At 72.1% G+C, this 19383-nt stretch carries 21 protein-coding genes; 13 read left to right on the top strand and 8 right to left on the bottom strand.

Going from position 1 to position 19383, the window contains the following annotated elements; all coding sequences use genetic code 11:
* Positions 1-149 precede the first annotated feature (149 nt).
* Positions 150-566: a Fur family transcriptional regulator gene (locus IE118_RS19800; protein ID WP_189559295.1), complete on the bottom strand. Its 417-nt coding sequence runs from the start codon at positions 564-566 to the stop codon at positions 150-152.
* A gap of 144 nt (positions 567-710) precedes the next feature.
* Between IE118_RS19800 and IE118_RS19795 the strand changes: the two genes are divergently transcribed.
* Positions 711-2162 (top strand): catalase, encoded by a 1452-nt coding sequence (locus IE118_RS19795; protein ID WP_221345326.1) that lies wholly within the window; start codon positions 711-713, stop codon positions 2160-2162.
* A 71-nt stretch (positions 2163-2233) separates the two neighbouring features.
* Here the strand turns inward: IE118_RS19795 and IE118_RS19790 are convergent, their stop codons facing one another.
* Entirely contained in the window at positions 2234-2635 is a 402-nt protein-coding gene (locus IE118_RS19790) for a CBS domain-containing protein (protein WP_189559293.1), read from the bottom strand.
* A gap of 172 nt (positions 2636-2807) precedes the next feature.
* On the bottom strand, positions 2808-3608 hold the full coding sequence (hisN, locus tag IE118_RS19785; RefSeq protein WP_189559292.1) for a histidinol-phosphatase: 801 nt from the start codon (positions 3606-3608) through the stop codon (positions 2808-2810).
* Positions 3609-3736: 128 nt separating this feature from the next.
* Here hisN and IE118_RS19780 point away from each other — a divergent pair, with 128 nt between their 5' ends.
* Complete coding sequence (locus IE118_RS19780) at positions 3737-4345, top strand: TetR/AcrR family transcriptional regulator (protein WP_189559291.1); 609 nt, start codon at positions 3737-3739, stop codon at positions 4343-4345.
* Positions 4346-4351: 6 nt separating this feature from the next.
* Here the strand turns inward: IE118_RS19780 and IE118_RS19775 are convergent, their stop codons facing one another.
* From IE118_RS19775 to IE118_RS19760, 4 genes are all read right to left on the bottom strand, one after another.
* Positions 4352-4675 carry a DMT family transporter gene (locus IE118_RS19775; protein WP_189559290.1) on the bottom strand — a complete coding sequence of 108 codons (324 nt, stop codon included), beginning with the start codon at positions 4673-4675 and terminating at the stop codon, positions 4352-4354.
* 117 nt (positions 4676-4792) lie between these two features.
* Positions 4793-5803 carry a ribosome small subunit-dependent GTPase A gene (gene rsgA / locus IE118_RS19770; protein WP_189559289.1) on the bottom strand — a complete coding sequence of 337 codons (1011 nt, stop codon included), beginning with the start codon at positions 5801-5803 and terminating at the stop codon, positions 4793-4795.
* A gap of 9 nt (positions 5804-5812) precedes the next feature.
* Positions 5813-7129 carry a 3-phosphoshikimate 1-carboxyvinyltransferase gene (aroA, locus tag IE118_RS19765; protein ID WP_189559288.1) on the bottom strand — a complete coding sequence of 439 codons (1317 nt, stop codon included), beginning with the start codon at positions 7127-7129 and terminating at the stop codon, positions 5813-5815.
* 87 nt (positions 7130-7216) lie between these two features.
* Positions 7217-7939, bottom strand: a complete 723-nt coding sequence (locus IE118_RS19760; protein ID WP_189559425.1) for a M50 family metallopeptidase — start codon at positions 7937-7939, stop codon at positions 7217-7219.
* Positions 7940-7999: 60 nt separating this feature from the next.
* On the opposite strand from IE118_RS19760, the gene IE118_RS19755 reads away from it, so the two are divergent.
* From IE118_RS19755 to IE118_RS19710, 10 genes are all read left to right on the top strand, one after another.
* Positions 8000-8815 carry an SOS response-associated peptidase gene (locus IE118_RS19755; protein WP_189559287.1) on the top strand — a complete coding sequence of 272 codons (816 nt, stop codon included), beginning with the start codon at positions 8000-8002 and terminating at the stop codon, positions 8813-8815.
* A gap of 37 nt (positions 8816-8852) precedes the next feature.
* Positions 8853-9482, top strand: a complete 630-nt coding sequence (locus tag IE118_RS19750; RefSeq protein WP_189559424.1) for an alpha/beta hydrolase family protein — start codon at positions 8853-8855, stop codon at positions 9480-9482.
* 255 nt (positions 9483-9737) lie between these two features.
* Positions 9738-10424: an RNA polymerase sigma factor SigR gene (gene sigR / locus IE118_RS19745; RefSeq protein ID WP_189559423.1), complete on the top strand. Its 687-nt coding sequence runs from the start codon at positions 9738-9740 to the stop codon at positions 10422-10424.
* Positions 10421-10723 (top strand): mycothiol system anti-sigma-R factor, encoded by a 303-nt coding sequence (gene rsrA, locus IE118_RS19740; protein WP_189559286.1) that lies wholly within the window; start codon positions 10421-10423, stop codon positions 10721-10723. The genes sigR and rsrA overlap by 4 nt, the downstream gene beginning before the upstream one ends.
* Positions 10724-10869: 146 nt before the next feature.
* Positions 10870-12249 (top strand): HD-GYP domain-containing protein, encoded by a 1380-nt coding sequence (locus tag IE118_RS19735; protein ID WP_189559285.1) that lies wholly within the window; start codon positions 10870-10872, stop codon positions 12247-12249.
* The gene (locus IE118_RS19730) at positions 12153-13493 is read left to right on the top strand and encodes an HD-GYP domain-containing protein (RefSeq protein WP_189559284.1); all 1341 of its coding nucleotides are present in this window, start codon (positions 12153-12155) and stop codon (positions 13491-13493) included. Before IE118_RS19735 ends, IE118_RS19730 begins: the two co-directional genes overlap by 97 nt.
* A gap of 157 nt (positions 13494-13650) precedes the next feature.
* Entirely contained in the window at positions 13651-14631 is a 981-nt protein-coding gene (locus IE118_RS19725; RefSeq protein WP_189559283.1) for a tetratricopeptide repeat protein, read from the top strand.
* Positions 14632-14757: 126 nt separating this feature from the next.
* Positions 14758-15408: a peptide deformylase gene (gene def / locus IE118_RS19720; protein WP_189559282.1), complete on the top strand. Its 651-nt coding sequence runs from the start codon at positions 14758-14760 to the stop codon at positions 15406-15408.
* Between the two features lie 218 nt (positions 15409-15626).
* Positions 15627-16712, top strand: a complete 1086-nt coding sequence (cyc1, locus tag IE118_RS19715) for an epi-isozizaene synthase (protein WP_189559281.1) — start codon at positions 15627-15629, stop codon at positions 16710-16712.
* Complete coding sequence (locus IE118_RS19710; RefSeq protein ID WP_189559280.1) at positions 16709-18079, top strand: bifunctional albaflavenone monooxygenase/terpene synthase; 1371 nt, start codon at positions 16709-16711, stop codon at positions 18077-18079. The genes cyc1 and IE118_RS19710 overlap by 4 nt, the downstream gene beginning before the upstream one ends.
* A 19-nt stretch (positions 18080-18098) precedes the next feature.
* Here IE118_RS19710 and IE118_RS19705 read toward each other — a convergent pair whose 3' ends face one another.
* Positions 18099-19061, bottom strand: coding sequence for a GlxA family transcriptional regulator (locus IE118_RS19705; RefSeq protein WP_189559279.1), 963 nt, complete (start codon positions 19059-19061; stop codon positions 18099-18101).
* Positions 19062-19154: 93 nt separating this feature from the next.
* Between IE118_RS19705 and IE118_RS19700 the strand changes: the two genes are divergently transcribed.
* On the top strand, positions 19155-19373 hold the full coding sequence (locus IE118_RS19700; RefSeq protein WP_189559278.1) for a hypothetical protein: 219 nt from the start codon (positions 19155-19157) through the stop codon (positions 19371-19373).
* Positions 19374-19383: the final 10 nt, after the last annotated feature.

Below are 19383 nucleotides of genomic sequence, written 5' to 3'. Positions count from 1 at the left end.
GAAGGCCGAGGGCCGGAATCCGTCAGGGTTCCGGCCCTCGGTCGTTGAGCCCCGGCACTGATCAGTGCCGGGGCTCTCGTCGTACGCGTCAGCGCAGGGGCGGTCGCGCGCGGCAGCGGGGCGGGTGCGCCGCGTCCGCGGAAGGGCGGCTACGCCGCAGCGCAGTTCGGGCAGACGCCGCGGTAGGTCACTTCCACGCCGGAGACCGTGAAGCCGAAGCGCTCGGTGTCCGGCAGGTCCGCCAGCGGATTGCCGGTCGGGTGGACGTCGCGGATCGCGCCGCACTGCGCGCACACCAGGTGGTGGTGCGGACGGTGGGCGTTGGGGTCGTACCGCTTGGCCCGCTTGTCCGTGGCGACCTCGACCACCTCGCCGAGCGAGACCAGCTCGCCCAGGGTGTTGTAGACGGTCGCCCGGGAGATCTCGGGCAGCTTGGCGACGGCCCTGGCGTGCACCTCGTCGGCCGTCAGGTGGACGTGTTCGCCGTCGAGGACCTCGGCCACGACACGGCGCTGTGCGGTCATCCGCCATCCACGTCCACGGAGCCGTTCCAGAAGGTCACTCATAGGCACCAGCCTAACAGCAGGGGGACCGCGTCCCGAATGGGTGTGACTTTGGAGCTTTACTTGACTTAGACATTGTCCATTGTAGGATCGAGCTCGGCTTTAGCCAAGGGACAGGTTGGTCAGTAGATGACGCAGGAGGCGTACGTGACGCAGGGACCGCTTACTACGGAGGCCGGTGCACCGGTTGCCGACAACCAGAACAGCGAGACCGCGGGCGTCGGTGGCCCGGTCCTCGTTCAGGACCAGCTCCTCCTGGAGAAGCTGGCCCACTTCAACCGTGAGCGCATCCCGGAGCGCGTGGTGCACGCCCGCGGCGCCGGTGCCTACGGCACCTTCACGGTGACCGCCGACGTCACGCAGTACACGCGCGCCAAGTTCCTCTCCGAGGTCGGCAAGGAGACCGAGGTCTTCCTGCGCTTCTCCACGGTGGCGGGCAACCTCGGTGCCCCGGACGCCGTGCGCGACCCGCGCGGTTTCGCGCTGAAGTTCTACACCGAGGAGGGCAACTACGACCTCGTCGGCAACAACACCCCGGTGTTCTTCATCCGGGACGCCATCAAGTTCCCCGACTTCATCCACACCCAGAAGCGCGACCCGTACACCGGCTCGCAGGAGGCGGACAACGTCTTCGACTTCTGGGGTCTGTCGCCCGAGTCCACGCACCAGGTGACCTGGCTGTTCGGTGACCGCGGCATCCCGGCGTCCTACCGCCACATGGACGGCTTCGGTTCGCACACCTTCCAGTGGAACAACGAGGCCGGCGAGGTCTTCTGGGTCAAGTACCACTTCAAGACGGACCAGGGCATCAAGAACCTGACCGCCGAAGAGGCCGAGGTCCTCGCGGGCAAGGACCCCGACTCCCACCAGCGGGACCTGCGCGAGTCCATCGAGCGCGGCGACTTCCCGTCCTGGACCGTCTACGTCCAGGTCATGCCGGCGGCCGAGGCGGCCACGTACCGCTTCAACCCGTTCGACCTGACCAAGGTCTGGCCGCACGCGGACTACCCGCTGATCGAGTTCGGCAAGCTGGAGCTCAACCGCAACCCGGAGAACATCTTCGCCGAGGTCGAGCAGTCCATCTTCAGCCCCGCCCACTTCGTGCCGGGCATCGGTCCCTCCCCGGACAAGATGCTCCAGGGCCGCCTCTTCGGCTACGGCGACGCCCACCGCTACCGCGTCGGCATCAACGCCGACCAGCTGCCGGTGAACCGTCCGCACGCCACCGAGGCGCGCACCCACTCCCGTGACGGCTACCTGTACGACGGCCGGCACAAGGGCGCGAAGAACTACGAGCCGAACAGCTTCGGCGGCCCGACCGAGACCGGCCGCCCGCTGTGGCAGCCGATCGCGGTCACCGGCGTCACCGGTGAGACGGTCACGCCCGTGCACACCGAGGACAACGACTTCGTCCAGGCGGGCAACCTGTACCGCCTGATGACGGAGGAGGAGAAGGAGCGCCTGGTCAAGAACCTGGCGAACGCCATCTCCGGCGTCACGCGGGACGAGATCGCCGCTCGCGCGATCAACAACTTCCGCCAGGCGGACGAGGACTTCGGCAAGCGGCTGGAGGCCGCGGTGCAGGCCCTGCGCGGCTGATTCCAGCGCTGGACCGCTTGCCGATCGACGGGCCGGACCCCCTCCGGGGGCTCCGGCCCGTCCCCCGTTCGCTACGCCGGTACGTGCAGGGCTCCCTGGCGCCGGGGCGCCCAGCAGCGGATGATGTCGCGGACCGAGACGATTCCCGCGGGCCCGTCCTCGTCGAGGACGATCAGATGACGGAACCCGCCGTGGTTCATGGCGACGGCGGCCTCCTCCAGGGTCCAGGCCGGGGTGGCGAAGACGACGTCGGTGGTGGTGTGGGCGTGGGCGCGCTCGGTGTCCGGGTCTTGCCCCAGGCCGAGCGAGTTGAGGATGTCGCGCTCGGTCAGGATGCCGATGCCGGTGCCGTCGGGGTCGTGGACGACGGCCGCGCCCACCCGGCGGGCGGACATCAGGGCGGCGGCCTGGCGGAGTGTGTGGGCGGGGCCGATGGTGAGGACCACGGTGCTCATGGCGTCACGGACGAGCATGGATGGAGCCACCTCCTACCGGGAAACGCGAGGTCACGGGCGGGGGTGCCCGCTCGTTCGCCATTTCACAAGTTCACAAGTGGGGGAACCCTCAGAGTGGCAGGTAAAGCGGGGGTCAACAAGAGGGCGCGTCAGGTGAGTTGGGGGGCGCGTGGCGCGCCCCCGCGTCCCGTCAGTAGCGCTGGTTGAGATACCCCAGCAGCTCGTCGTGCAGCAGCCCGTTCGACGCCGCCGCGTTGCCGCTGTGCGGTCCGGGGCGCCCGTCGAGGCCCGTGAACGATCCGCCGGCCTCCGTCACCACGATCGCGGTGGCCGCCATGTCCCACAGCGACAGCTCCGGTTCGGCACACAGGTCCACCGAGCCCTCGGCGACCATCATGTACGGCCAGAAGTCCCCGTACGCGCGCGTGCGCCACACCTCGCGGCTGAGGTCGAGGAAGCCGTCGAGGCGCCCCTGCTCCTCCCAGCCGCTGAGCGAGGAGTACGCGAAGGAGGCGTCGGAGAGCTCGGCGACGCGGGACACCTGAAGCCGGGAGGCCGACGACAGGCTGCGGCCCGCGTAGGCGCCGTGCCCGCGCGCGGCCCACCAGCGGCGGCCCAGGGCGGGTGCGGACACGACACCCACGACCGGCTGGAAGCCCCCCTCGCCGGCCTCCATCAGGGAGATCAGCGTGGCCCATACGGGCACGCCGCGGACGTAGTTCTTGGTGCCGTCGATCGGATCGATCACCCAGCGGCGCGGGCCCGTGCCCTCGACGCCGTACTCCTCGCCCAGGACCGCGTCCCTCGGGCGGGCGCGTTGCAGGTGGCCGCGGATCAGCTCCTCCGCCGCCCGGTCCGCCTCGCTCACCGGCGTCATGTCCGGTTTGGTCTCCACCTTGAGGTCGAGGGCCTTGAACCGGTCCATCGTCGCGGCGTCGGCGGCGTCCGCGAGCACGTGGGCGAGACGCAGGTCGTCGAGGTAGTCGGGCATGCAACGAACGGTATCCGCCGAGGTCGCCGCGGGGCCACCGGGGGCCTGCTCCGAGAACCCTTGACAGTGCCCGACGGCGCGTCAAATCTGAACCGCAGGACCGGCCGCTCGCCCCGAGGGAGGCGGAGATGCCTGCAGCGCGGGAATCCCTGCTGGACGCCGCCTACACGGCACTGGCGCGCCGACCGTGGTCCGCGGTGCGGATGGTGGACGTGGCCGCCGCGGCCGGCGTCTCCCGGCAGACGCTCTACAACGAGTTCGGCAGCAAGGACGGCCTCGCCCGCGCCCTCGTCCGCAGGGAGGCCGACGGCTACCTCGCGGGCGTCGACCGCGCCCTCGCCGGCCACGCCGACCCGCGGGACCGGCTCACCGCCACCGCCGAGTGGACCCTCGTCAGCGCCCGCGGCAACCCCCTCGTCCGCGCCATGCTCACCGGATGCTGGGGCGAACGCCTGCCCGCGCCGGCCCTCCCGGCCGTGCCGTCCGGCTCCGCCGGGCCCGCCCAGCGGCGCGCCGACGGCCCGCTGCCCTCGCCCGCCGACTTCGTCGCCCTGGTCCGCGACCGCGCCGTGGGCCTCCTCGCCGGGCCCGGAGCGCCGCGCAGCGACACCGCCGAACTGGCCCGCACCTGCGAGCTCGTGGTCCGGCTCGCCCTGTCCTGCGTCACCGCGCCCCCGGCCGACGACGGTGTCGCCGACCTGGTCCGCGGCGCCCTGTACCGGCAGCCGGTGTCCTGAGACGGCTCAGTGCGCGGACCCCGAGAGCTGCAGCCCGATCACCCCGACGATCACCAGCGTGATCGACACGATCTTCAGCGTCGACACCAGGTCCCCGAGGAACACCATGCCGTAGATGGCCGTCCCCGCCGCCCCGATGCCCGTCCACACCGCGTACGCGGGACCGACGTCCAGCTTCTTCAACGCCATGGTCAGCAGTCCGAAGCTGCCCAGCGCGAACGCGCAGAACGCGACGGTGGGCCACAGCCGCGTGAACCCGTGGGACAGCTTCAGGCACACGGCGAATCCGGTCTCGAGCAACCCGGCCACGATCACCAGCAGCCACGCCATGTGTCGTCCTCCCGCATTCCCACGCACGGTGACCGCTTCGCCAGGTTCGGCAGGTTCAGGTCCGGCTCGGTGCGATTATGCACTTACCGTCCGCACGTCACGGCAAACACGCGAAGGTCAGTCGCCCTCGGTCCGCTCCCGGGTCGCCAGCAGGCGTCGCAGCGAGTACAGCCGCGCCGGATCGGCGTGCCCCTCGGCCACCCAGGCGTCCAGCGCGCAGTCCGGCTCGTCGTGACTGCACGCGCGGGGGCAGCCCTCGGTGCCCGGCCCCAGGTCGGGGAAGGCGTGGATGACCCGGGAGGGGTCGACGTGGGCGAGCCCGAAGGACCGCACCCCGGGGGTGTCGATCACCCACCCCCCGGCACCCGCCAGCGGCAGCGCCAGCGCGGAGGTCGTCGTGTGCCGCCCCCGCCCCGTCACCGCGTTGACGTGGCCGGTCGTACGCCGTCGCTCCTCCGGCACCAGCGCGTTGACCAGCGTCGTCTTGCCGACCCCGGAGTGCCCCACGAACGCGGTGATCCGGCCGTCCAGCTGCTCGCGCACCCGGTCCGCCGCCTCACCGCTGTCCAGCTCCGCGCGGCTGGTGACGACGTACGGGATGTCGAGGTCGCCGTACAGCTCCAGCAGCTTGTCGGCCGGCGCGAGGTCCGACTTGGTCAGCACCAGCAGCGGCTCCAGGCCGCCGTCGAAGGCCGCGACCAGACAGCGGTCGATCAGCCGCGGACGGGGCTCGGGGTCGGCGAGCGCGGTGACCACGGCGAGCTGGTCGGCGTTGGCCACGACCACCCGCTCGTAGGGATCGTCGTCGTCGGCGGTACGGCGCAGCACCGAGGTGCGCTCCTCGATCCGCACGATCCGCGCGAGGGTGTCCTTCCTGCCGGACAGGTCGCCCACGATCCCCACCCGGTCGCCGACCACCGCCGCCTTGCGGCCCAGTTCGCGGGCCTTCATCGCCAGCACGACCCGGTCGTCGACCAGGCAGGTCAGCCGGCCCCGGTCCACGGTGAGGACCAGGCCCTCGGCGGCGTCCTCGTGCTTGGGCCGGATGTGGGTGCGCGGCCGGTTGCCCTTGCGGTTGGGGCGGGAGCGGATGTCGTCCTCGTCGGTGTGCTTGCCGTAGCGGCGCATGGTGAACCCCTACGCCCCGAGCATCCCGGTCCACAGGTCGGGGAAGCCCGGCAGTGTCTTGGCGGTGGTCGCCACGTTCTCGATCTGCACGCCCTCGACCGCCAGGCCGATGATCGCGCCGGCGGTGGCCATGCGGTGGTCCTCGTAGGTGTGGAAGACGCCGCCGTGCAGCCGGCGCGGGCGGATGTGCAGACCGTCGGCGGTCTCGGTGATGTCACCGCCGAGCTCGTTGATCTCCTTGGTGAGCGCGGCCAGCCGGTCCGTCTCGTGCAGCCGCAGGTGGGCCACGCCCCGCAGGGTGGAGGGGGAATCGGCGAGGGCCGCCACGGCCGCGATGCCCGGCGTCAGCTCGCCGACCTCACCGAGGTCCACGTCGATGCCGTGGACCGACCCCGAGCCGGTGAACACCAGCCCGTACTCGGTCAGCTCGCAGGAGCCGCCCATCTCGGTGAAGATCTCCCGCAGCCGGTCACCGGGCTGGGTGGTACGGGCCGGCCAGTCCGGCACGACGACCTTGCCGCCGGTCACCAGCGCCGCCGCCAGGAACGGCTGGGCGTTGGACAGGTCCGGCTCCACGGTCAGGTCCCGGCCGAGCAGGGCGCCGGGGGTGACCCGCCAGACGTTCGGCTCGCCGCCCGACTCGGGGGTGTCCACCTGCGCGCCCACCGCGCGGAGCATGTCGACGGTCATCCGGATGTGCGGCAGGGACGGCAGGGTCTCCCCGGTGTGCCGCACCTCCACGCCCTGGTTGAACCGCGGCGCCGACAGCAGCAGGGCGCTGACGAACTGGGAGGACGAGGAGGCGTCGACCTCCACCGTGCCGCCGTCCAGGGCGCCGCCGCCGTGCACCGTCATCGGCAGCGCGCCGCGCTCGTCGTCGTCGATCCGGGCGCCCAGCCGGCGCAGCGCGTCGATGACCCCGTTCAGGGGACGCTCGTACGAGCGCGGGTCGCCGTCGAAGCGCACGGGACCGTCGGCCAGCGTGGCGACCGGGGGCAGGAACCGCATCACCGTGCCGGCGTTGCCGACGTCGACGGTGGCCGGGCCGCGCAGACCGGTGGGGAGCACCCGCCAGGCCTCACCGGTGCCGTCGGGGCCCACGCCCTCCTCGATCTCGACGCCCATCGCGCGCAGCGCGCCCGCCATCAGCAGCGTGTCCCGCGAGCGCAGCGGGCGGCGCAGCCAGCCCGGCTCGGAGGCGAGGGCGGCCAGGACGAGGGCACGGTTGGTGACCGACTTGGACCCGGGCACGTGGACCGTCGCGTCGACGGTTCCGCTTGCGTACGGGGCGGGCCAGAGAGCGGTGTGCGCGGGGTTCGGGGCCATGGGGCCACTCTATAAGGGAGGGGATGGCAAGGCCGTTCGCCACCTGCGCGTCCGCGGCCCGGGACCCGCTCGGCGGCGCCGCGGGCGTCACAGCCCCAGCAGCCACCTGCCCCCGCCCAGCAGCGAGCACAGCGACACCGCGTGGAACAGGAACAGCCACAACCCCGCGGGGACGTGCGTCAGCCGGGACAGCTGGTCCGCGTCCGAGTCGCCCGCGCCCCCGCGCGCCCGCTTGGACTGCAGCTCGAAGGCCGGGCGCACCCCGCCGAGCAGCAGGAACCACACCACCGCGTATGCGAACGCCGCCTGCACCTGCGGACCCGCCAGCCACGACACCAGCACGAACGTGCCGCCGGTGACCAGCACCGACACCGCACCGTAGGCATTGCGGATCATCACCAGCATCACGAGCAGCAGCGCCGTCGCCAGCCACAGCAGCAGCGTGATGCGCCCGCCGCCCAGCAGCGCGGCACCGCCCAGACCCAGCAGCGGGGGAGCGGTGTAGCCGGCCGCGGCGGTGAGGATCATGCCGATGCCGTCCGGCTTGCCGCGGCTGACGGTCAGACCGCTGGTGTCCGAGTGCAGCCGTATCCCCGTCAGCGTGCGGCCGGTGAGCAGCGCCACCAGTCCGTGCCCGCCCTCGTGCGCGATGGTGATCGCGTTGCGGGACAGCCGCCACAGCCCGGGGGGCAGGACCACCGCGGCCGCGGCGACCAGGGTGGCCACGACCACCCACGCGTCCGGGTCGGGCTGGGTGCCGGACACCTCGTCCCAGAGGGAGCCGAGCGACGCGGACGCGGTGCTGACCATGCTTCCCATGTGTTTCGGATCGCTCCCTGTGTGCGGACGGAGTCTGGCAGTGTTGCACGTATGTGCGGACGGTATGCAGCGAGTCGCAGGCCCGAGGACCTCGCGGGGATCTTCGAGATCGAGAAGTGGGAGCCGGAGGAGACCCTGGAGCCCGATTTCAACGTGGCGCCGACCAAGGAGGTCTACGCCGTACTCGACCGTGCCCTCAAGGACGAGCAGGAGCCGCGCCCGGTTCGGCAGCTGCGGAAGCTGAAGTGGGGACTGGTGCCCTCCTGGTCCAAGACCCCCGAGGGCGGCGCCCGGATGATCAACGCCCGCGCGGAGACGGTCCACGAGAAGCCGTCCTACCGCCGCGCCTTCACCTCCCGGCGCTGCATCCTGCCCGCCGACGGCTACTACGAGTGGGTCACCGGCAAGCAGGAGCGCGACCTGGAGGTCGAGGGCAGGAAGAAGAGGCCCCGCAAGCAGCCCTACTTCGTCACGCCGGCCGACGGCTCCGTGTTCGCCATGGCCGGGCTGTACGAGTTCTGGCGCGACCGGACGCTGCCCGACGACCACCCCCAGGCCTGGTGGGTGACCTGCTCCGTCATCACCACCGAGGCGGAGACCGGCCCGCTCGCCGTGTCCCCGGCGGACGGCCCGCACGCCCTCGCCGAGATCCACCCGCGCATGCCGCTGATGCTCACCCCGGACCGCTGGGACGCCTGGCTGGACCCGGCCCGCACCGACGTCGACGAGCTGCGCGAGCTGCTCGCCCCGCCGCCGGGCGGCCTGATGCGTGCCTATCCGGTCGCCACGGCGGTCAGCAACGTCCGCAACAACGGACCGGAGCTGCTGAAGGAGCTGGAAGGACCCGAAGAGGGCACACTCTTCTGACGTGACCCCCCACAGCACAGACGCAGACGTGACGGACGTGACCGAGACGGTCGGCACGGGCGCGGGCCCCGCCCGCGTCACCTGGCACCGCGCCCGTGGCCGGGCCCGTCTCGTCCTCGCCGTGAGCCACGGCGCGGGCGGCGGCATCGAGGCACGGGACCTCAGGGCGCTCGCCGCCGCGCTGCCCGCGCACGGGGTGAGCGTCGCCCTCGTCGAACAGCCCTGGCGGGTGGCCGGCAAGAAGGTCGCCCCCGCCCCGAAGACCCTGGACACGGGCTGGCGCGGCATCTGGCCCGCGCTGACCGCACCGGGCCTGCCGGTGATCTCGGGAGGGCGCAGCGCCGGTGCCCGCGTCGCCTGCCGCACCGCCACGGAACTCGGCGCCCGTGCCGTCCTCGCCCTGAGCTTCCCCCTGCACCCGCCGGGCAGGCCGGAGAAGTCCCGCGCCGGCGAGCTGCTGGGCGCGGGCGTGCCCACGCTCGTCGTCCAGGGCGGCAACGACCCGTTCGGCAGGCCCGGGGAGTTCCCCGAGGGGTCCTACGAACTGGTCGAGGTCCCGCACGGCGACCACGGCTTCGCCGTGCCCAAGCGGGCGGACATCACCCAGGACGAGGCCGTGAAGGTCGTCACCGACGCCGTCGTGCGGTGGACCGGGGCGCTCGGCTGAGCCCCGGGAATGCCCGGCGGGCCCCCGCTGTTGGGACGGACGTATCTGCCGGTCGACGGCGCCACCGTCGTAGGAGAGGAAGTCCGCCGCATGGGTTCCACGTTCTGCCCGAGCCGCAGTGCCCGCGCCGACCTGGAGTGGACGGTGCTGCACGCGGCGAAGACCGCCCCTGTTCGGGCGGCGGGCGGACCGGATCGTCGTCTATCCTCCGATTCGGGTGAGACCGGTCTCGGTCTCGCGACGACATCGAAGGAGGTGGGTCCGGTTCCCGGTACCGACGCAGGGACCGAACACGGCCAGGCGGAGCAGCCCGAGGGCCGGGGCAGCGCAAGAGCGGAGTCGACCGAGGAGCGCAGCGCGCGCTTCGAGCGGGACGCCCTGGAGTTCCTCGACCAGATGTACTCGGCCGCACTGCGCATGACGCGCAACCCCGCCGACGCCGAGGACCTGGTGCAGGAGACGTACGCCAAGGCGTACGCGTCCTTCCACCAGTTCCGCGAAGGCACCAACCTCAAGGCCTGGCTGTACCGGATCCTCACCAACACCTTCATCAACTCGTACCGCAAGAAGCAGCGCGAACCGCAGCGCAGCGCGGCCGAGGAGATCGAGGACTGGCAGCTCGCGCGCGCCGAGTCGCACATGTCGACCGGTCTGCGCTCCGCCGAGTCGCAGGCGCTGGACCACCTGCCCGACTCGGACGTGAAGGAAGCACTCCAGGCGATCCCCGAGGAGTTCCGCATCGCGGTGTATCTCGCCGATGTCGAGGGCTTTGCCTACAAGGAGATCGCCGACATCATGGGGACACCCATCGGTACGGTGATGTCCCGGCTGCACCGGGGGCGCCGCCAGCTGCGCGGCATGCTCGAGGACTACGCGCGCGAGCGCGGGCTGGTCCCGGCCGGTGCCGGAGAGTCGAACGAAGCGAAAGGCTCGGGGTCATGAGCTGCGGAGAGCCGCACGAGACGGATTGCAGCGAAATCCTCGATCATCTCTACGAGTTCCTCGACCGTGAGATGCCCGATTCGGACTGTGTGAAGTTCGAGCACCACTTCGAGGAATGCTCCCCGTGCCTGGAGAAGTACGGGCTCGAGCAGGCCGTGAAGAAGCTGGTCAAGCGCTGCTGCGGACAGGACGACGTGCCGGGCGACCTGCGCTCCAAGGTCATGGGCCGGATCGATCTCATCCGCTCCGGCCAGGCCGTCCCCGACCAGGACGTCACGGCCACCCCGCAGGAGTCCTGACCTCCTGCCGGCCCCCGGCCCCCCGTGTCACTCGTACGTGCTAATCCGCGGGTTATCGGCCCGTGGAGGCACCCCCCGCCGTCCTAGGCTCCAGAGCCTGCGGACGGCAGGCCGAGTGCGGCGGGGCACGGTCGGGGGAGGGGCTCATGGAGGCGTTACCGGCACGGGCCCGGGCGTATGTCGCCGGTGTCGCCCTGCTGGCCCTGCTCTGCCTGCTCCCCCTCCCGGTGCTCCCGTCACCGGGTCTCCCGCCCGGCGGTCACGTCCCCTGGACACCGGTCCTCCTGCTCGCCGCGCTGTACGCCGGATGCGAGCGCGTCGCCCGCTCGCGCCTCGTCGCCGCCCCGTACCCGGGCGGCGTCTTCCACCCCGTCCTGCTCGCCGGGGCCTCCCTGCTGCCGCCGCAGGCCGCGGCGCTCGTCGCGCTGCCGGGGGCGCTGCTGCTCCCCGTGGAACAGCGGCCGCACCGGGTGCGCAGGCTGTGGCGGGCCGGGCGGCTGGTCCTCGCGGTGTGGGCCGCGAGCCGCACCCACCTGGCGGCCGGCGGGCGGGACGCCGTGGCGGACTGCGACGTACCGGGGGCACTCGCGGCGGCCGGGGCCGCCGTCGCGGCGTTCTGCCTGGTGCTCACCCTGCTCGACGGCGGCCTGCCGTCGGCGGCCGGCGCGCCGCCGCGCGGACGGCGGACGGCGGCCGCGGCCGACTGGTCGGGGCGGTTCCTGAGGACCCTGGCGCCGCTGACCGTGCACGGACTCGCCGGGCTGATGATGGCGCTGCTGTGGCGCAGCGCGTACGGGCCCGTCGCGGCCCTGCTCGTGCTGCTGCCGATGGGCGTCTCCTGGTGGGCGTTCGCCCAGGCCCACCGTGAGCGGGCCGCCCACCAGGCCACCATCCGCGCGCTCGTCCAGGCCGTCGACATCAAGGACGGCTACACACGCGGGCACAGCGAGCGCGTCGGGCGGGCGTCCATGATGATCGCGCGGGAGCTCGGCCTGGACGACGAACGCGTCGAGATGCTGCGCTTCGCGGGCATCCTGCACGACGTCGGCAAGCTCGGCGTGCCCACCCGGCTGCTCACCAAGAACGGCCCGCTGACCGCGGAGGAGCGCCGGGTGATCGAACTGCACCCCGAGTACGGACACGAGATGGTGCGGGGCATCTCCTTCCTCGGCGAGGCCCGCGCGGCGGTGCTGCACCACCACGAGCGCCTCGACGGATCCGGTTACCCCTACGGACTGGCGGGCGGTCAGATCCCCGAGTCCGCCCGGGTGGTCGCCGTCGCCGACGCCTTCGACGCGATGACCTCCACCCGCTCCTACAGCAGGGCGAGGCCCGTCCCCGTCGCGCTGGAGGAGCTCCGCCGGTGCGCGGGCAGCCACTTCGACCCGCGGATGGTGGGCGCGCTGGTACGGGCCGTCGGCCGGACGGGATGGCATCCCGCGGTGACCGCCGACGAGTCCCGCACCACCGCCGTGCCCGGCCCCGCCGCCCGGAGCCTCACCGACCGGCCCGGGGCACGCCGGTGAGGCCCCGCCTGCACACCGTCGTGCACGTCTGCGCCGCCGTCCTGGCCGCCGGTTCCCTGGGCAGCACCCTCCACGACGGCGTCGAGGACCGGGGGGCCGCCCTGGCCTTCGGGCTGCTCGTCACCGTCGGCGAGCTCACCCGGCGGGGCGGCACCCTGATCCGGGAGGCCGCGCCGCTCGCCGCCGCCGGATCGCTGTCGTACGCGCTGCTGGGGGAGATCGCCGGACGCCCGGCCCAGCACGGCGCCGCACAGGTCGTCACCGTGGTGCTTGCCGCCTCCCTGCTCGGCAGCGTGCCGCACGTCGGGCGCGGCGACGGGCACGCCCTCGACGCACCGGCCCGCCGGGTCCTGGCCGTCGGCTTCGTCGCCGTCTGCTTCCAGCCCCTCTCCGGCCGGGGGGCGTTCGACGACTGGGGCGGCCCCGCCCACGCGCTGCTGCTGCTCGCCCTGCTGTCGCTGTCCGCGCTGTGCGACGCCGTGCTCGCCGCCGCGCTCGCCCGCTCCCGCACCGGCTGGCCCTTCCTGCCGATGCTCCGCGACGAGCTGCGGGCCCTTCCCGGCATCGCGGCCGCCGTCCTCGCCACCGGCGCGGTGATGGCCCTCGGGGTCGCGGTGGTCGGACTGTGGGCGCTGCCCGTCTTCTCGGTCCCCCTGCTGCTCGCGCAGCTGTCCTACCGGCGGTACGCCGCCGTGCGCGCCACCTACCGGCAGACCATCGCCTCCCTCGCCCGTGCCACCGAGATCGCCGGGTACACCCCCGCCGGGCACGCCCGCCGGGTCGCCGCCCTGAGCCGGGCCGTGGGCCGGGACCTCGGGCTTACCGAACCGGAACTGATCGTGCTGGAGCACGCGGCACTGATGCACGACATCGGCCAGCTCAGCCTCGTCGACCCGGTCCCCGCCGGGGCCACCGCGGTCCTGCCGGTGACCGAACAGCGGCGGATCGCCCTGCTCGGCGGCGCGGTCGTACGCCAGACCGGCGTCGACCCCCGGGTCGCCCGGATCGTCGAACGGCAGGCCGACCCGCACGGTGAGCAGCCGCTCGCGGCACGGATCGTCCGGGTGGTGAACGCGTACGAGGAGAAGTCCAGGGAAGGAGGTCCCGGCGGGCCGCTGACAGCCCTGGAGGACCTGAGGCTCGCCGCCGCCGGGGAGTACGCGCCGGAGGTGGTCGACGCGCTGGCCCGAGTCCTGTCACGGAACACGGAGGAGGCACGTGAGTACCCGGACCGCTCGCGGTGAGAGCCGCGAACACGGCTGTCTGACCCCGCACGAGGCTGGGTAACCCATGGGTAATGAGCGTCCTCGTGGCCGTACGTGGTTGGATGCGAAGGAGAGGGTGTCCGGGGGCGCGGATCGGAACAGCCGGCCCACCGAACGGAACTGGCAGGCGGGAATCGTGAGGATCTTCGGCAAGGGACGGCACCGGCCCTCCGCCTCCTGGCGGCAGGCCACCGACCGCGCGTTCACGCTCATCGGCGACGGCCGGTACGAGGACGCGGGCGCGCTGCTGACACGTGCCGCCGACCTGGAACCCTGGCTGTCGGAGTCCTGGTTCAACCTCGCGCTGCTGCACAAGTTCCGCCACGACTGGGAACAGGCGCGCGCGGCCGGTCTGCGCGCCGTCGCGCTGCTCGACCGCGACACCGGTGCTCCCGACTGGTGGAACGTCGGCATCGCGGCCACCGCCCTCCAGGACTGGCCGCTGGCCCGGCGGGCTTGGCAGGCCTACGGCCTGAAGGTGCCGGGACCGGCCACCGACTCCGGCGAGCCCCTCGGCATGGACCTGGGCAGCGCGGCCGTCCGGCTGTCCCCGGAGGGGGAGGCGGAGGTCGTGTGGGGCCGGCGCCTGGACCCCGCCCGGATCGAGGTGCTGTCCATCCCGCTGCCGTCCTCCGGGCGCCGCTGGGGCGAGGTCGTGCTGCACGACGGTGTGCCGCACGGCGAGCGGAGCACCGCCGCCGGCCACACCTACCCGGTCTTCGACGAGATCGAGTTGTGGGCGCCCTCGCCGGTGCCGACCTGGGTGGTGCTGCTGGAGGCGGCGTCCGAGGCCGACCGGGACGCGCTGGAACAGCTCGCCTCCGACGCCGGTTTCGCCGCCGAGGACTGGTCGTCCTCCGTGCGGCTGCTGTGCCGGATGTGCTCGGAGTCCCGGATGCCGTCCGACGAGGGCGAGGGCGAGCACCTCGACCCGCACGACCACAGTGAGCCGGGGCACCCCGGTCCGCTGGGCCACGTCACGGACGGGCAGTCGTGGGTGCCCGAGCGCGAGTGCGGGCTGGCCGCGCCGGCTTCGCTGGTCCGGGGGCTGCTGGACGGGTGGGTGGCGGACAGCCCGGACTCGCGCGACTGGCGGGATCTCGAAGAGGTGTGCTGAGACCGATCACCGGGCGCGGTCCGCGGGGGTGACCGCGCGGTTCCCCGCGCCCCTCCCGGGGTGCGTTTCCCCGTACCCTGTATCGAGCATCAACCCGGGTTCCATTGAGGAAGGCACACGTCGGTCATGGCGCAGCAGGACACCGATCAGCAGCACGCGGGCGTGCTCCCCGTCGACGACGAGGGGTACGTCATCGACACGGAGGACTGCGAGGAGCGCGAGGCGGCCTGGCGGGAGCGCGGTACCTCGCGCCCCATCACGGTGGTCGGCAACCCGGTGCTGCACAAGGAGTGCAAGGACGTCACGGACTTCGGCGAGGAGTTCCAGCAGCTGGTCGCCGACATGTTCGCCAGCCAGCGCACCGCCGAGGGCGTGGGCCTGGCCGCCAACCAGATCGGTGTCGACCTGAAGGTCTTCGTCTACGACTGCCCGGACGACGAGGGCGTGCGGCACACCGGCGTGATCTGCAACCCGAAGCTCGTGGAGCTGCCCGCCGAGCGGCGCCGGCTGGACGACAGCAGCGAGGGCTGCCTGTCGGTGCCCACCGCGTACGCGTCGCTGGCCCGCCCCGACTACGCCGAGGTGACCGGCCAGGACGAGAAGGGCAACCCGGTCCGGGTGCGCGGCACCGGCTACTTCGCACGGTGTTTGCAGCACGAGACCGACCACCTCTACGGCTCTCTGTACATCGACCGGCTCTCCAAGCGGGAGCGCAAGGCGGCGCTGCGGCAGATGGCCGAGAACGAGCCGCGCTACCCCGTGGTCGCCAACGACTGACCGGCGGCGGCACCTTCACCGCCCCGCGCACGGCGCCCGGCCGGACCTCGTTCCGGCCGGGCGCCGTGCTTCTTGGTCTGCGGAGAAGTAGTGAAAGAAGCAAATCCGTTCCCAGAACGGTCAGTTGTGGTGCTGAATGGGGGTGCGGTGATACCCACGGCGTGCGCCCGGCTCGGGGGACGGGCGCACGCCGACCGGCGGCTGAGAGGGGATTGTTCGTGCATGCTTTGTCACACGGCACCACATCGACACCGACCACCGTCGCAGTTCCACCGGCTCTGTCTCTTCCGGTGATCGAAGGGGAGTTTCCCCGGCAACTCCATCCGTATTGGCCGAAGCTTCAGGAGACGACGCGGGCGTGGCTGCTCGAAAAGCGGCTCATGCCTCCCGACAAGGTGGCGGAATATGCCGACGGCCTGTGCTACACGGACCTGATGGCGGGGTACTACACGGCCGCTCCCGACGACGTCCTCCAGGCGATCGCGGACTACAGCGCGTGGTTCTTCGTCTGGGACGACCGGCACGACCGCGACATCGTCCACGGCCGCCCCGAGGCCTGGCGGCGGCTCAGGGACCGGCTGCACACGGCCCTCGACCACCCCCGGGACCACCTCGGTCACCGGGACCCGGTGGTCGCGGGGCTCGCGGACAGCGTGCTGCGGCTGTACGGGTTCCTGCCGGACACCTGGAACGCCCGGTTCGCCCGGCACTTCCACGCGGTGATCGAGGCGTACGACCGTGAATTCCACAACCGCACGGAGGGAATCGTCCCCACCGTCGAGGAATACCTGGAACTGCGCCGGCTCACGTTCGCGCACTGGATCTGGACCGATCTGCTGGAACCGAGCGCGGGCCGTGAACTGCCGGAGAAGGTGAGGAAGAACCCGGCCTACCGGAAGGCGGCACTGCTCAGTCAGGAATTCGCCGCCTGGTACAACGACCTCTGCTCGCTGCCGAAGGAAATAGCGGGCAGTGAGGTGCACAATCTCGGAATCAGTCTCGTCACCCACGAAGGGCTGACACTCGAAGAGGCCATTGCCGACATGAGGCATCGCGTGGAGGAATGCATCCGCGAATTCCAGCAGGCCGAGAAGGACGCGTTACGGTTCGCCGACGTGCTGGACGACGGCACGGTGGCAGGAAAGGAGACGGGTACTGCCGTGCGCACATGCGTCGGCACCATGCGGAACTGGTTCAGCTCCGTCTACTGGTTCCACCACGAGTCCGGCCGGTACCGGGTCGACAGCTGGGACGACCGGTCCACGCCCCCGTACGTCAACAACGAAGCGGCAGGTGGGAAATGACCGTCGAATCGGTGAAGCCCGGAGCGTCCGAGGCGAGCGCGCGGCACGAGCCGCCCCTGGCCGGCGGGGGAGTCCCCCTCCTCGGCCACGGCTGGAAACTGGCGCGCGACCCGCTGGCCTTCATGTCCGCCCTGCGCGACCACGGCGACGTCGTGCGCCTGCGGCTCGGACCGAAGACGGTGTACGCCGTCACCACCCCCGCCCTCACCGGGGCGGTGGCCCTGAGCCCCGACTACATCATCGCCGGACCGCTGTGGGAGTCCCTCCAGGACCTGCTCGGCGACGAGGGCGTGGCCACCGCCAACGGCCCGCTGCACCGCCGCCAGCGCCGCACCATCCAGCCCGCCTTCAAGCTCGACGCGATCCCCGCCTACGGGCCCGTCATGGCGGAGGAGGCCCAGGCACTCGTGGAGCGCTGGGCCTCCGGGGCGGAGCTGGACATCACGGCGGAGTCCTTCCGGGTGGCCGTCCGGATCGCCGCCCGCTGCCTCATGCGCGGCAGCTACATGGACGCCCGGGCCGACCGCATCTGCACCGACCTCGCCACCCTGTTCAGCGGCATGTACCAGCGCATGGTGGTGCCGCTCGGCCCGCTGTACAAGGTGCCGCTCCCGGCCAATCGGGAATTCAACCGGGCGCTGGCCGATTTGCATGTCCTGGTCGACGAGATCGTCGCCGACCGACGGGCAAGCGGTCAAAAGCCGGACGATTTGCTGACGGCTTTGCTCGACGCGAAGGACGACAATGGCGAGCCCATCGGGGAACAGGAGATCCACGACCAGGTCATCGCCATCCTCACCCCCGGCAGTGAAACCGTCGGCTCGACCGTCATGTCGCTCCTCCTGGTGCTCACCGAGCACCCGGAACTCGGGGACAAGATCCGCGAGGAGGTGAAAACCGTCGTAGGGGACCGGCCGGTCGCATTCGACGACGTCCGGAAGCTGACGTACACCGCGAATGTCGTCACGGAGACCCTGCGGCTGTATCCGGCCGTATGGATATTGACCCGCCGCGCGGTGGCCGACACGGAACTCGGCGGGTACCGCATTCCCGAGGGGGCGGACCTCATCTACAGTCCGTACGCCATCCAGCGCGACCGGCGCTCCTACGAGCGGCACGAGGAGTTCGACCCCGACCGCTGGCTGCCGGAGCGGTCCGGGGACGTGCCCAAGTACGCGATGAGCCCGTTCAGCGTGGGCAACCGGAAGTGCCCCAGCGACCACTTCTCGATGGCCGAGCTCACGCTCCTCACCGCGGCGATCGCCTCCGCCTACCGGTTCGAGCACGTGTCCGGTTCGGATGCCCGGCCCCGGATCGGCATCACGCTCCGGCCCCGCCGGCTGATGTTGCGGGCCCTGCCCCGCTGACCCCGCGCGCGGCACGCGTTCAGGCGGCCTCCGGGCCCCTGAACGTGCGCCGGTAGGCCTGCGGGGTGGTCCCCACGGCACGCACGAAGTGGTGGCGCAGCGCCGCCGCGTTGCCGAAGCCGGTGCGGCCCGCGATCGCGTCCACCGTCTCGTCCGTACCCTCCAGCAGCCGCTGCGCCAGCAGCACGCGCTGGCCCAGGATCCAGCGGTAGGGCGTGGTGCCGGTCTCCTGCTGGAAGCGGCGGGCGAAGGTGCGCGGGGACATGTGGGCGCGGGCGGCGAGCTGTTCGACGGACACCTCCTCGTCGAGGTGCCGTTCCATCCACACCAGCACCTCGGAGACGGTGTCGCCGCCGGATCGCGGCAGCGGGCGCTCGATGTACTGGGCCTGGCCGCCGTCGCGGTGCGGGGGCACCACCATGCGCCGGGCGATCTTGTTGGCGACCTCGGGGCCCTGCTCCTTGCGCACCAGGTGCAGACAGGCGTCGATGCCCGCGGCGGTGCCCGCCGAGGTGATCACCGGGTCCGCGTCGACGTAGAGCACGTCCGGCTCCACGGTCAGCCGGGGGTAGCGCAGGGTCAGCTCCCGCGCGTGCTTCCAGTGGGCCGTGACCCGCCGGCCGTCGAGGAGCCCGGCGGCGGCGAGCACGAACACCCCGGAGCAGACGCTGAGCACCCGGGCGCCCCGGTCCACGCCCCGGCGCAGGGCGTCCAGCAGCTCGGGCGGGAACTCCCGGGAGACGTAGGAGGACCCGGCGGGCACGGCGATGAGGTCGGCGGTCTCCAGGCGCTCCAGGCCGTGCTCGACCTGGAGCGTGAAACCCGTGCTGCTGCGCACGGCGGGACCGTCGGCGGAGGCGACGGCGAAGTCGTAGACGGGCAGCCCGTCGTCACTGCGGTCGATCCCGAAGACCTCGCAGACGACACCGAGTTCGAAGGGGTTCACGCCGTCGAGCAGGACGGCGGCCACGTTCCGGAGCATGCACCCAGTGTGCCTCGCGGTTGGCAGTAAATCGAGGGTGTCCGGCAGTCCTGCCACTGCCGGTAAGGAGTGTCAGGCGCGACAGTGGTGTCCATGGATACGACACACACGCAAGCACTGATCGGCATGCTGGCCGTCCTCGGACTGCTCGCGCTGATGGTCCTGCCCGCCGTGTTCGGCATCGTGCACGACCGGCGCATCGACCGGCAGCTCCGGCGGGCCGGGGCCTGCCCGAAGGGCCCGCACACCGCGGCGGGCCCGTCCCGCCCGGCCCGGGACGCCGTCTTGCGCCGCACCGCTCGTGCGGCGTGAGACGGCACCG

The sequence above is a fragment of the Streptomyces pilosus genome (assembly GCF_014649835.1).
GTDB lineage: Bacteria > Actinomycetota > Actinomycetes > Streptomycetales > Streptomycetaceae > Streptomyces > Streptomyces pilosus.
Note: the sequence above shows the minus strand (reverse complement) of the source record. Positions and strands in the feature narration are given on the sequence as shown.